The 13034-nt window shown below is 59.0% G+C and carries 9 protein-coding genes and 1 pseudogene; 6 read left to right on the top strand and 4 right to left on the bottom strand.

The window, feature by feature from the left end; all coding sequences use genetic code 11:
* Positions 1-58 precede the first annotated feature (58 nt).
* A complete protein-coding gene (locus PZL22_RS25335) occupies positions 59-3448 on the top strand; it encodes an AAA family ATPase (protein ID WP_284718769.1) in 3390 nt (1129 codons plus the stop codon).
* A gap of 203 nt (positions 3449-3651) precedes the next feature.
* Here the strand turns inward: PZL22_RS25335 and PZL22_RS25330 are convergent.
* A pseudogene (locus PZL22_RS25330) lies at positions 3652-3908 on the bottom strand (Fic family protein); the annotation flags it as partial.
* Here PZL22_RS25330 and PZL22_RS25325 point away from each other — a divergent pair.
* A complete protein-coding gene (locus PZL22_RS25325; RefSeq protein WP_162198851.1) occupies positions 3853-4329 on the top strand; it encodes an ester cyclase in 477 nt (158 codons plus the stop codon). The pseudogene PZL22_RS25330 and the gene PZL22_RS25325 overlap by 56 nt on opposite strands.
* 514 nt (positions 4330-4843) lie before the next feature.
* Here the strand turns inward: PZL22_RS25325 and PZL22_RS25320 are convergent.
* Together PZL22_RS25320 and eglC are read right to left on the bottom strand one after the other, a co-directional pair.
* Positions 4844-5053: a hypothetical protein gene (locus tag PZL22_RS25320; RefSeq protein WP_013845569.1), complete on the bottom strand. Its 210-nt coding sequence runs from the start codon at positions 5051-5053 to the stop codon at positions 4844-4846.
* Positions 5054-5563: 510 nt separating this feature from the next.
* Complete coding sequence (gene eglC, locus PZL22_RS25315; protein ID WP_010967830.1) at positions 5564-6961, bottom strand: endo-1,3-1,4-beta-glycanase EglC; 1398 nt, start codon at positions 6959-6961, stop codon at positions 5564-5566.
* A 305-nt stretch (positions 6962-7266) separates the two neighbouring features.
* On the opposite strand from eglC, the gene PZL22_RS25310 reads away from it, so the two are divergent.
* From PZL22_RS25310 to PZL22_RS25295, 4 genes are all read left to right on the top strand, one after another.
* Positions 7267-7722 carry a transposase gene (locus PZL22_RS25310; RefSeq protein WP_010967829.1) on the top strand — a complete coding sequence of 152 codons (456 nt, stop codon included), beginning with the start codon at positions 7267-7269 and terminating at the stop codon, positions 7720-7722.
* A gap of 897 nt (positions 7723-8619) precedes the next feature.
* Entirely contained in the window at positions 8620-8922 is a 303-nt protein-coding gene (locus PZL22_RS25305) for a hypothetical protein (RefSeq protein ID WP_127701189.1), read from the top strand.
* Between the two features lie 126 nt (positions 8923-9048).
* The gene (locus PZL22_RS25300; RefSeq protein ID WP_164820585.1) at positions 9049-10812 is read left to right on the top strand and encodes an adenylate/guanylate cyclase domain-containing protein; all 1764 of its coding nucleotides are present in this window, start codon (positions 9049-9051) and stop codon (positions 10810-10812) included.
* Between the two features lie 248 nt (positions 10813-11060).
* On the top strand, positions 11061-12359 hold the full coding sequence (locus tag PZL22_RS25295; RefSeq protein WP_014531463.1) for a mechanosensitive ion channel family protein: 1299 nt from the start codon (positions 11061-11063) through the stop codon (positions 12357-12359).
* 98 nt (positions 12360-12457) lie between these two features.
* Here PZL22_RS25295 and PZL22_RS25290 read toward each other — a convergent pair whose 3' ends face one another.
* Complete coding sequence (locus PZL22_RS25290) at positions 12458-12970, bottom strand: pilus assembly protein N-terminal domain-containing protein (RefSeq protein ID WP_088198283.1); 513 nt, start codon at positions 12968-12970, stop codon at positions 12458-12460.
* Between the last annotated feature and the right edge of the window lie 64 nt (positions 12971-13034).

The raw sequence follows: 13034 nt of genomic DNA, 5'->3' as shown, positions 1-13034 counted from the left end.
TAGAGACTTCTGGAGTATGCTGAAGAACCTTGCACTCCGAGTAGACGGAGAAGGAGCCATGGACATCGGTGCCTGGCTGCGCGATCAAGGGCTGGGACAGTACGAAGGAACGTTCCGCCAAAACGACATCGATCCTGAAGTACTCAGGCATCTTACGGCCGAGGACCTGATTGGGCTTGGCGTCGCTTCAGTAGGGCACCGTCGTAGACTGCTTGCCGCCATCGGCGCACTGCGTGAGATCGCTGAACAACCGAGCGGCGCAGTTGGGGTTGGCGCGACACCTGTAATCGTCCCGGAGGCGGAGCGTCGTCAGCTCACCGTGATGTTCGTCGACCTTGTCGACTCGACCAGGCTTTCCTCACGACTCGATCCAGAGGAGATGGGCGAACTGCTCCGCGGCTATCAGCGCGCGGTAGCGGGCGCGATCGCGCGATTCGAAGGACACGTTGCCAAGTACATGGGCGATGGCGTGCTCGCTTACTTTGGCTATCCGCGCGCTCACGAGGATGAGGCGGAGCGAGCGGTGCGAGCGGGGCTCGCGGCCATCGACGCAGTGCGGAAGCTGCAACCACCGCATGGGGAGAAGCTGGAAGCTCGCGTCGGCATCGCGACTGGGTTGGTTGTTGTCGGCGAACTGATTGGCGAAGGTGCAGCGCGTGAGGAGACGGTAATCGGCGAAACGCCCAATTTAGCGGCACGACTGCAAAGTGTCGCCGAGCCGGGAGCTGTGGTGGTAGCATCCGCTACCCGCCAGCTGATACGCGGTCTGTTCGATCTCGCCGAACTCGGCTTCCACCCGTTGAAGGGTTTTCCTGCTTCGATACCTGCTTGGCGCGTACTCGGTGAAAGCTCTGCGGAAAGCCGCTTCGAAGCGTTGCACGGGGCGAGCCTGACCCCGCTCGTCGGTCGCGAGCACGACATAGGCCTCCTGCTGAAGCGCTGGGAGGCAGTCAAAAAGGGAAAAGGCCGCGTGGTGCTGTTAGCGGGCGAGCCCGGCATCGGCAAGTCGCGTCTTGTTCGTGCCCTGCGCCGGCGTCTGGAAGGCGAGCCGCATACGACCGTTAGCCACTACTGCTCGCCATATCATCAGACCAGCCCGCTTTATCCGGTTATCCGCCTTCTGGAGCGGGCAGCTGGTTTCGCCGCGGAGGATCCCCCCGAAGTGAAACTGAGCAAGCTCGAAGCGCTGCTCACGCAATCGACCGAAGAGGTCGCCGACGCGGCTCCGCTGCTTGCGACGTTGCTGTCGGTGCCAGCGGACGATCGCTATCAGCCATTGGAGTTGAGCCCGCACCGGCAGAAGAAGCGAATGCTGGAGGTACTCGTCGATCAGCTCATCGGGCTCGCTGCACGTCAGCCCGTCCTGGCAGTATACGAGGACCTGCATTGGGCTGATCCGACATCGCTTGAGTTGCTGGATCTTGTTGTTGACCGCGTGCAAGACTCGCCGGTGCTGGTGCTCATCACATTCCGCACCGAGTTTCTCCCACCGTGGACGCGCTATCCCCATGTCACCGTTTTGACGCTTGGTCGTTTGAGCCGTCGGCAAGGCGCAGAGATGGTCGACCGGCTGACCGGCCGCAGGGCTCTGCCTACCGAAGTGCTCAATGAGATCGTCGCAAAGACAGACGGCGTTCCGCTCTTCGTGGAGGAACTGACGCGCGCGATATTGGAGACCAGCTTGCTTAAAGACGAGGGCGATCACTACGCTCTCGCGAGTCCGCTGTCGGCAATCTCTATTCCAGCTACGCTTCACGAGTCGTTATTGGCCCGGCTCGATCGACTAGCGCCCGCCAGGGAGGTAACGCAGGTTGCGGCCGCAATCGGTCGAGAATTCTCGCATGAGTTGCTCGTGACCGCCGCGCCGTTGCAGACGAGCGAGGTAGAGGAAGCACTGGAGGACCTCATTTCCTCGGGGTTGGTGTTCCGCCACGGGACTCCCCCGCAACTGACCTATAGCTTCAAGCACGCGCTCGTACGCGACGCCGCCTATGCCACGCTTGTGCGCACGAAACGACAAAGGTTGCACGCGGCGATCGCCACAGCGATCGAGCAACGCTTCCCCGAAATGGTGCAGACGCAGCCGGAACTTTTAGCCCAGCACTATGCGGAGGCGGGACGGCTAGAACCCGCGGTCAATTATTGGCTCAGAGCCGGGCAAGCAGAGATTGCGCGATCCGCAACGACCGAAGCGATTACCCATCTGACAAGAGGGCTGGAGCTGCTTGGAGGGCTGCCTGATGATGCTGTGCGATGGAGAAAGGAACTCGAATTCCAAGTCGCTCTCAGCGTCGCCCTCATGACCGCCAAGGGTTGGGCAGCGCCAGAGGTCGGCCGGGCAAATGCGCGAGCGCGCAATTTATGCGAGCGGCTGGGGGACAAAAGCAGGCTCTTCCCTGTCCTTTATGGGGACTGGGTCTTCCACGTCGTGCGCGCTGAGCTGGAGGCGGGGAGGAAGGCGGGAGAGGAACTGCTCCGGCGCGCGCAGGAAGAACGGGAGGTGTCCGCTGAAATCGTCGGCAACCGCATCGCCGGAACCGGTGCGTTCCTTCGCGGCGAGATCGCTAATGCCCGTGAATATCTGGAACGGTCGCTCGCACTCTATGACCCGCAGCAACACCGCGCCCTCGCGTTCCTGTTCGCCCAGGACCCTCGGGTGGCGGGGCTGTCGGTCCTCTCCTTGACCCTCTTCGCTCTTGGGTATCCCGAGCAGGCCCAGGCGAGAAGTAACGAGGCATTGGCGGACGCAAGGGAACTTTCTCACAGCAACACGCTTGGTTTCGCCCTGCTCTACGGCTGCATCCTGTCGCAGCTTCGCGGTGATTGGCGAGAAGCCCGAGACCGGGCAGGTTCACTAATCACGCTCGCAAGAGCGCAGGGTTCTCCGCATTTCCTCGGTGCCGGTAAAATTGTGCAAGGTTGGACGTTAGGACAGACGGGTGAGTTACCGGCGGCCAGCACGAAGGTGCAAGAAGGCTTAGCGTCATGGCAGATGACTGGAGCGAGATTCCTGGTTCCATACTTTTTGAGCTTGCTCGCGCGCGTCGAGACCCAGAGCGCAGGAGCAAAGCGAGCCTTGGATTTGCTGACCGACGCGCTGCAGCGAGCGCGCGAAACGGGCGAGCGGTGGTTCGAGGCGGAATTGCATCGGCTGACGGGCGAGCTGATGCTGCAGCTGCCCGCGTTTGATCGTGCCGAGGGGGAAGCACGGCTCCAGCACGCGGGCGAGCTCGCGCGAGGGCAAGGCGCTGACTTGTGGGAGTTGCGCGCAGCGACAAGCCTAGCCCGACTAAGGATCGGGCAGAACCGGTTCGGCGACGTTCATCACCTGCTTGCGCCACTCTGCGGCAAGTTTGCGGAGGGTTTCGCGACAACGGATCTGCAATCTGCCCAACGGCTGCTTCGTGAGGCAGCCGGTTTCGATGGCGCGATCAAGTCATCCGACTAGTCAGCCGAGCTGCATTATGCTGCAGCGGATCGTGCGAGCGGAGCGGAGGCACGACATGCCTTTTAAAGTAGGCCGAGCGACGCCATAAATACGTGGCGCCTGCGTAGTTCCGCTCCGGTTATGGACGCCGCTGCACGGGCCAAAATTGTCGGATCGGCATGACGGAGGAGCAGTTTCGATCCAAGGTCGGCGGCGGCGGTCCGGTAGAGCAGAGGTTGTCGAAGCACGCCTGTCGCGCAAAAACAGAGATGGTGATCAGAAGTCGGCCGAGGCGGCCATTGCCGTCCGGGGAAGGATGAATGGTTTAACTGGACATGGATCAGGCCGGCCTTGAGCTACGGCGGAATGCTCGGCGTTTCTTCATGAATGAATCTTGCCCAGTGACGAAGGCACGTCACGACTCGTTGGCGTCGGTCGGTACGAACGTAGCGTTTCCCGTCCGTGTGCCGCCGATCCAATTCTATGAGTTGGCCTTTCAACGTAAGGAGACAGTTTTGATCAGACAACTCGCTGACATATATCGTGCCTACTTGGATTGTCTCAATCGGCAAGCCTGGGACGAGCTTGGCCACTTCGTTGACAACGAAATCCAGCACAACGGTCGGCTGCTAAGGATATCGGGCTACCGGGAAATGCTGGTGAAGGACTTCGAAGACATTCCAAATTTGCAGTTCAATATTCAACTGCTTGTATGCGAGCCGCCGCGCCTTGCCGCCCGCCTCTCATTCAATTGCTCCCCTAAAGGCGAGTTCTTGGGCCTGAGCGTCAATGGACAGCAAGTGTCCTTTACAGAGAACGTTTTTTACGAATTCGTAGGATCGAAGATCGTTTCGGTATGGTCGGTCATCGACAAGTCGGCAATCGAGGCCCAACTCTCATAGTAGGGAGAGTTGGTCAACGACGGCCTTAAGGCCGAAACGAATACGTCATCGTTGACCGGTAGCAGCAGGTCGTATGCTGCCTCCGGCAACGATCAGGGACGACTTGTCGATGGCAGTCGGCGCCCAGTTCCTCAAAGAGATGCGTCGGACCGAGGTTCAATCACGATCGACTACCACCGCACCATCCTGAATCAATATGAGCTGAAGAGGACGCCGGAAGACTTCGAGATTGCTGTACGCTCGCTGGCAAGTCCGGTCGCGCCGAAGGCCACTCGAGAGTTCTATCCTACCGGTTTTTCGTGAACGCGTCCGAGCGGACAGCGCGCGGCGTCATCAACTACAAGGGTCCTGACGCTTGGATCGTTCATCACGATATCTCGATGAGTTTGCCCGACCGCGCTGCATGCGGTAGCGACGTTGACGGAAGTCATCTGGCCCACTGACATCGGAAATCCAGGCCTGGATTGAAAGCTCGTCGCTGCGCCAGTGCGACGAACGCCTTGGGGCGGAACATTCAGGCATCTCGGCTGGCAACCGGTACCTCACAACGCCATTTTCTGACGCTTAGGCCTGGATGCTGTCCAGACCAGTTGCTGACATACATAACGGAACGGAACATACATTGCGTCAGCGAATCTTGGATCTCGAGCTCCAGGCGCTCCTCACGGCACTTTTCGGGTGCTGACAAAAGGCATACCGTCAGTACAAGAGTTACCGGCCCCATAATTATACCCTCCTGCGCTCGAATTAAGCACACGCGGATAGCGTCGATGACCGTATTGATGAACTAGGAATCCATTCACGTCATGTGCGCTTTCCCTTTGGTGCACGAGCTGTTTCTGCAGATTTCCGTTCTAGGCTCTCATTTATGACAGTTACTGAAAATCCCCGCAGTTCCTAAGGGAACAAGTTTGGCGATTTCCCGGAGATCTCGATCGGGGGTACTTCGTCCCGTTTCCCTTCTTGTCCCATGAAACTGTCAACGAGCCCAACCGGTCTGCAGGGTGATAACGCCCCAAGTGAGCGTTTGCCCTTGCGAAAGATTCTGAATGCACCGACGTCTTCGCGGCACGTCGATGCTTGATGAGGAGCTGGTCCTTCATCAAAGAGAACGCATGCGCGGTGTAAAGAATGGTTAGCGAAAGCGGGTTCAGTCGATCCATTCTGACCGGCAGAGCCTTGGGGCTGCCGGCCGCTGGAAACCTCTTTCCTGGTTCAGGTCTGCTTTCCTAACTCAGATGTGCCAGTCGGCGTCGAGCGAATAGGCCTTGACATAGTCGACCTTCATTTCAGCGCCGCCCATGAGCCCGTCGGTTGGCGGGCCTGCCATCCCGCCAATCGCAAGATTGACAAGCATGTACATCGGATCGTGCATGTCCGAGGGGGTGTCGGCGCGTGCGATCGCGGCATCGTCGAAGTACCAGACGATCTCCTCTTCCGTCCAAAGCACACCATATTTGTGAAAGCCACTTGTATCGGTGACCCTGGCTGCGCTTGCGATGCTGGTCTGAGAACCGGTCTCATTGGAATGCACGGTGGCGATGACGGTATTCGGATCCTGGCCGTGCATCTCGACCACATCCAGTTCCGGGGGCCAGGTGCCGTCGCCCGGCAGCAGCCAAAATGCTGGCCACGCCCCCTGATCATCCGGCATGTCGGCGCGCATCTCGAAATAGCCGTAAGTCTGAGCAAATGACGAGTAGGTCGTCAGCATGCCGGAGGTATAATCATACCCGTTGGTTTCGGCTTGGATCGCCTGTGAAGCCGGCTTGGCGGTGATCGTGAGAACGCCGTCCGTCACGGAAAATGGATTGGCCGAGGCGGTCGGCTGATAGGTCGGATTGACGTACCATTGCAGCTCGTCATTACCGGTGAGGGTTGCCCCCTTTTCGGGTGCCCACCAGTACTTCGGGTCCCAGACACCGCTGGTACCATCGCTGAGCTGCAGAGTGTTGAAGTCATCGGAGAAGGTCTGCGTCAGAACGGATCGGTCCAGCGCCAGGCTGAACTGGTTCGCATGCAGCTGATCGGCGCTCGTATTTGCAAAGACGAGATACTCGCCATCGGCGAGACTGAGCTTGAGATCCAAGCCTTCCTGGGCAACGTTGGCAAGAATGTGGTCGAACGACGTAAAACCATAACCTTCGAGCCTCACCACATCGTCGGAGCCGAAGTCGCTGATCAGGTCGCTACCGTTGCCCCTTTTGAAAGCGAAGGTGTCTGCACCACCCGCCCCGGTGAGGACGTCGTTGCCAGCGCCACCATTGATCGTCTGGCTGCCAGAGCCGCCGCTGATGATGTTGCTGGCACTATTGCCGAAGCCAAACCCTTCGACGCCGGTGACCGTCAGGTTCTCGAAATTCTCCGGCAGGGAGTAGCTCATCCAGGTGTTGATGGTATCGACGCCCGCACTGGGCGCCTCAGAGGCTCGGTTGACCCCCGAATAAAGATAGTAGATGTCGTCGCCTGAGTCCCCAATCATAGTGACATCGACGGAACTGTCAGCCCACATCGAATCGTTGCCGGCCGTTCCGTAGAGCAGCGGTCCGGACCCGCTGGCGGAAAACCATGCCGTAGAACTACCGCCATAGGACAGCGGCTCGCCTAGGGCATTCGTGACAGTTCTGCTCATCGAGAAGTCTCCTGTTTAGTGGTTTGACCCCCGCCCCGCAGGGCCACCCCTAGCATCCCGTAGTGTGACTTGTCGCACACACCTCGCGCCTTAACCGAGCAAGATGGCGGTGAGGTGAGCTATGGCCCACACCCGCGACTGGTGCGCCGTGCCGTAGCTGACAGGTACGACTACGCTGCAAGCACCCATGGCTCCCTCGTACGGGGTCCAACATCAACAATCTGTAAAGCAGATGTTTGATAGTCGTGTTGACTCTGTGGTGCACTCAGCAGAAAACAAAATCATAACTAAGGAGGGTATTGCTGATGGCTGACGAGAGTAACACCGGGTCAATTGCTGCGGCTGTAGCGCCGAACGCCGACGTGAAAGCACCAGCAGCTAAGAAGAAGAGGTCGCCACGGCGCCAGAAGGCGGTTGCCGAACCAAGGCGAGCTGTATCGGAGACGCCGGCCGCCAAACCGAGGCGATATAGCGAACAACAGAGAAAAGAGAAGCTTAAGCTGATAGAGACGCAAGTCACCGAAGGCAAAGTTACGCTCAAAGACGCTATTAAGAGCGCCGGCATTTCCGAGCAAACCTACTATCAGTGGAAGCGGACCGTAAAGCCGGTTGAGCAAAAGGCCGAGAAACGTCTTCCCACCGGCGAGGAGCTGGCGGATCTCGTTCGACTCGAAGAAGAAAACCAGAGGCTCCGCAAGCTTCTGGCGGAGAAGTTGCGAGCGGAAAATGCCGACCTGCGCAAGAGGCTTGGGCTGGATTAGTCACGACCGGGATGCGCAGGCTCGACGGTCGCTTCGGCGTCCTACTGCGTGACGCCAAAAGCTCGAGTTTGCTTCCAATTTCTAATTGGGCCGGCAAAATGATGCGCTGCTGGTTCCCCGCCGTCACCTCGCGAAAGGCTCGCTAGCTGCGAGCGGGCACGTAAAGCATAGAGCCGCGCGCGAGATGAAAGGCGCGGGGAGGGGCTGTATTGGTGCGGTCATCAGGCGCGGCGCCCGACCGGCGTTGTCCTTTCACTTTGCTTGGGACCGACAGTCTGTGAAGACGCCACAACGGAGATTCGCTGGGGAATTGAAGTCGGTGCGGCGACAGCCAGAAGTCCCAACATTCACTCTGGGAGACACGGACCTGTGGACTCTGGAGCGCGAACTGAAGGAGAAGGCGTTCAGCTGAAATTGCGCCGGGCACTCCGACAAATTCAGGTTTTAGCGAAGATGCGGGCGATGTCGACATTGCACGAGCAGTGATGCCGACCGCCGGCGGAGCAGAGCTCGACGCGCTGAGGCAGCAGGAGCGCCCGCCAGGATCTTAGGCTCGAACAAGATCTAGGGGCACTCCTCGAAAGCGAGCAAGCGGCTCAGGCGGCTGTTGGCGGAACAGCTTCATGCACAACTTGCTTCTCAAGAAGAAGCTCTCGCGGTTTGATGTGGCATAGCGGGATTGCACCCCATTCTGGACAAATCGCCAGACTAACGCCTCGGTAGCCTCCGCTGGTGATCGAATAGCGAAAAAACGGACGTCTGAGGTGGAGTTCGAGTAGAAGGTGTGGCGCCTGATTCGATCGTTTTCGGCAATCCAGGCGGACTGCGAATATCGCCCGATGCATGCTACCGCTCGGGCCCGGGCGAGCGTATTATCGGGGCTGCGACTTCACGAGGATGGATAATTTGGATTTACAGGCCTTCAGAGATTCGCTCGCCGAGCCACAACCGCCCGTCGATCTAAGCCCTGCGCTGGAGGCGCTGTGGTGGGATGGAAAGGGCGATTGGAACAAGGCGCACGAACGCGCGCAGGAGCACGAGAATAGGGCGGGTATGCATGTGCATGCCTATCTCCATCGCAAGGAAGGCGATCAATCGAACGCCGAATATTGGTATCGCAGGTGCGATATCGTACCATCGACCTTGACGGTCGATGAAGAATGGGAAGAGCTCGCACGGGCACTTTTGAAGCAAGGCTGAGCTCTGCTCTCGCGAAGTGGTTCTGCATATTTTGACGTTAGAGCGCATCAATGCGCGAACCGCCGAATGGACGGAAAAGGACGGCAGAATTTTTGATCCGCGGGCACTGGGAAGGCGCAATTGCGTATGGCCAAGGAATCCATCAGACGCCGGCTTGCAGCCATTCTGGCCGCTGATGCGGTCGGTTACAGCCGGCTCATGGAGCGGGACGAAAAGAGCACCCACACTTTGCTTATGGCTCGGTGGAAAGAGGTGCTGGAGCCGCTCGTCGGTATTCATCAGGGCCGTGTCTTCAAGAGGACTGGTGACGGCGTGCTCGTAGAGTTCGGCAGCGCGGTCAACGCCGTCGAATGCGCTGCAGCACTTCAGCAGGCCATGGCGGCCGCAAACAGAGACCTGCCGGAAGACCGTGCCATCGTACTCCGCGTCGGTGTCAATCTCGGCGACATCATGGTTGAGGACAGCGATCTCTTCGGCGACGGGGTCAATGTAGCTGCCCGCATCGAGGCGCTTGCCGACCCCGGCGGCGTGGCGATTTCGGATGGAATTCATGAATATGTGCATGGCCGCACCGATATCGACTTCGTCGACAGTGGTTATCATGAAGTCAAGAACATCGAGCGGCCGGTGCACATCTGGACCTGGTCGCCTAAGGACCGCGCGAGGGAGCCCCCTAACATTGCTGCCGAACCGCCCCCGCAGCTTCCGGCGAAGCCGTCCATAGCCGTCCTTCCATTTGACAACATGTCCGGCGACCCGGAGCAAGGTTACTTCGCCGATGGTATTACTGAAGACATCATCACGGATCTCTCGAAGGTTTCCGGCCTTTTCGTAATCGCCCGAAATTCCTCTTTCGCCTACAAAGGCAAGACGCCGGACATCCGCAAGGTGAGCCGGGAACTCGGTGTACGCTATGTCCTGGAAGGCAGCGTACGCAGGGCGGCCAACCGCATCCGCATCAACGCCCAGATGATCGACGGCACGACCGGCGGCCATTTGTGGGCAGAGCGTTACGATCGGGGGCTTGAAGATATTTTCGCCGTTCAGGACGAGGTGACGCGCACCATCGTCAATGCGCTGCGCGTCAAGCTGACCGCCGGCGAGGAGGAGCGGCGCGAGAGCCGCGGCAAGGTCGATCCAGAGGCCTATGACCTGCTCGTCCGCTCCCGTCAGGCGATCCTGCAGTTCAACGCGTTGTCCTCCATGGAGGCCCGCCGCATGCTGCACCGCGTCCTCGAGATCGATCCAGGGATGGCGGCTGCCCACGCTTCGCTTTCGATTATCGCCTTGACCGACTTCATCAACCAGTGGAACGGCGCGACGCCTGACAATCTCACACAGGCACTTGGGCTGGCCCAAGAGGCAATCGATACCGACGGTTCCGAGCCGCAAGGTCACTACACACTCGCGCTTGCCCTTTCCTGGATGCGACGTCTGGACGAGGCAGAGCAGGCTGCAGAGCGGGCTATCGAACTCGACCCCAATTCCGCCAACGCCTATACGGCACTCGGTACCATTCGGGATTTCCAGGGCCGGCACGAAGAGGCTTTGGCGCTGTATACACGAGCCCACCGGCTGGACCCCCAATTCGACCTGTCGCTGCATTTCCAAGGGAGGGCTCTGTTGAATCTCGGCCGTTTTGACGAGGCCGAGGTCGCCTTCAAACGTCGGTTATTGCTTGCGCCCCGGTCGGATATGACGCGCTTTTATCTTGCCTGCCTCTATGGTCGTACCGGGCGGCATGAAGAAGCGCGAGGCTACTGGCGGGAGGTATTGGGGGTCAACCCGAGCTTTTCCGTCGATCACCTGAGGCGATCTTTACCCTACCAAGATCCCCATCTGATGGACCGGCTGGTGGAAGGTCTCCGTGAGGCGGGAGTCTCTATCTAGAGCACTTTCAGAAAAAGTGTGTAACGGTGTTCCGTGCGGAAGTGCGTACTTTCAAAGTGTAGGTCGACGCGGCGCTGTAGCACTTTAATCTGCTGAATGTTTTGTCCTTCAATCGGCTACGATCAAAGGAAACATGCAGTGGGCCCCGTGCAGCAGGGCACTGCGGAAGTGAACTATTTTCCACTGGACCGCTTCGGAGTAACATTTTGTAACAGGGGGTTTAAAGATCTAGTTCGAGAGGCATCGCCGTGGATTTCATGCAGATGGTTCGACCGCTTGAAATCTGGCTCAGGACATTCGTGCTCAGCGAATGGACATTCTATCAGCTTGGGATTATCGCCGCCGGGTACGTTTTCGCCTCCTTCGTCGCATCGAGAACCGAGCCGGCGATGGAATCCAGGGCTCGGCGTATCAAGGGCAATCCAGATCTGCTGCGCGTCATCATCGCCTTCATGCGCCGCCTGAAATGGCTTTTTCTGACCCTTTGGTTGTGGCTTGCGAGCGTCATTCTCAAACAGGGTACCTGGCCGTCACAACGATGGCTGATCGCTACGGCGCTGTCCCTGGCGGCCGCCTGGTTCATAATTTCCGTGCTGACCAAGATTATCCGCAACCCGACCCTGTCGCGCCTGGTTGCCATGGTAAGCTGGGGATACCTCGCCGTATATGCCACCGGCCTTGACGGTCCTATCCTGTCGGCGCTCGATGCTGCCGCAGTCAATCTGGGCGTGATGCGTCTTTCACTGCTGATCGTTCTGAAGGCGGTTGTTCTGACAGTCGCCCTTATCTGGGTCGCAGTGCTCGTCGGCAATGTGCTTGCCCATTGGGTTCAGCGTTCGGGTGACCTTTCGCCATCGTTCAAAGTGCTGATCAGCAAGGTCATCAAGATCGCTCTAATCATGATCGCCGGTGCAATAGCATTGTCCGCGACAGGTATCGATCTCACGGCGCTGACGGTCTTTTCGGGTGCTGTCGGAGTCGGCGTCGGCTTCGGACTGCAGAAGGTCGTGTCCAATTTCATTTCCGGAATCATCATCCTGCTCGACAAATCGATCAAGCCCGGCGACACGATTACGCTTGGCGACACGTTCGGATCCATCCGCGACCTCCGCGCGCGTTTCGTGTCGGTCATTACCCGCGATGGGAAGGAATACCTCATCCCCAATGAGGACTTCATCTCGCAACAGGTGGTGAACTGGTCGTTTTCGAGCGACTACGTCCGCATCGACGTCGATTTCGGCACCTCCTACGACAGCGATCCGCATGAGGTGGTACGGATCGCCGTCGAAACCGCATCGGCCGTTCCCCGCGTCGTCAATGACTACAAGGCGCCCGTCTGCTGGATGACCGCCTTTGGTGCCTCCTCGCTGGATTTCCGACTGCGGTTCTGGATCTCCGATCCGGCAAACGGCCTGACGAATGTGCGCGGCCAAGTTCTGATGGCACTATGGGATTCATTCAAAGAGGCTGGGGTGTCCATCCCCTTTCCGCATCGAGAAATCATCATGAAGACGCCGGTGGAGATTCAGCGGCCGCCGCGAGGATAGATTCAGTCAAAAGTCTGCTCGGCGGACGGACGACTCCTCACTCAACGCGTCATCGTTCGGTTAACAGCGGCGGCGTCCCTTGGACCAACATAGTGCCGTCACTGCTGGTTGTCTGGGGAGGGGGCGGAAAAGCCGTTGCGCGCGGCAATTTGAGAGGCCGTGGCGTTGAAGTGGTCAGCGTCGTCTCCGACGAGCAGAACCGGGTCGCAGCGCCTCGCGCATGTGAAGGTCGCCCGCCGCGCGCCCTGATGAACCGTGACCAGACGGCCGCTGCTCGCAACGACATCCAGAACGAGGTTCGCCACTTCGGCGCCGTCGCTGTCGATCACGATCAGGTTCGTAGAGCCGGGTGTCTTGCCGGTGAGGATCACGGTCCTGTCGTCGCTCAGGCTTGCTTGTGCTATTCCCGTGTTGCCGATGATGACTGTGCTCGCCGGCCGAGGAAGCGCAACGGTCTTGGCAAAGTCGACGACAAGCCGCTCCACCCCTTCGGCTCCTGTGCTCCTTTGCTGAACCGGAATAATAGCCGTTTTTTGCTCGTCCGCTGCTGCGGGCCTGACCAGAGCTGATATCGCCAGCAACAAGACGGCCCCTTTTGAGCTCCTGGACATGGGAAAACTCCTGCATTGATGACAGTCGAGGTCAACGGCTGGACGTCTCTTGCGTTCCGGCCAG

Origin of the sequence: Ensifer meliloti, assembly GCF_030064585.1 — a bacterium.
Classification (GTDB): Bacteria; Pseudomonadota; Alphaproteobacteria; order Rhizobiales; family Rhizobiaceae; genus Sinorhizobium; species Sinorhizobium meliloti.
Note: the sequence above shows the minus strand (reverse complement) of the source record. Positions and strands in the feature narration are given on the sequence as shown.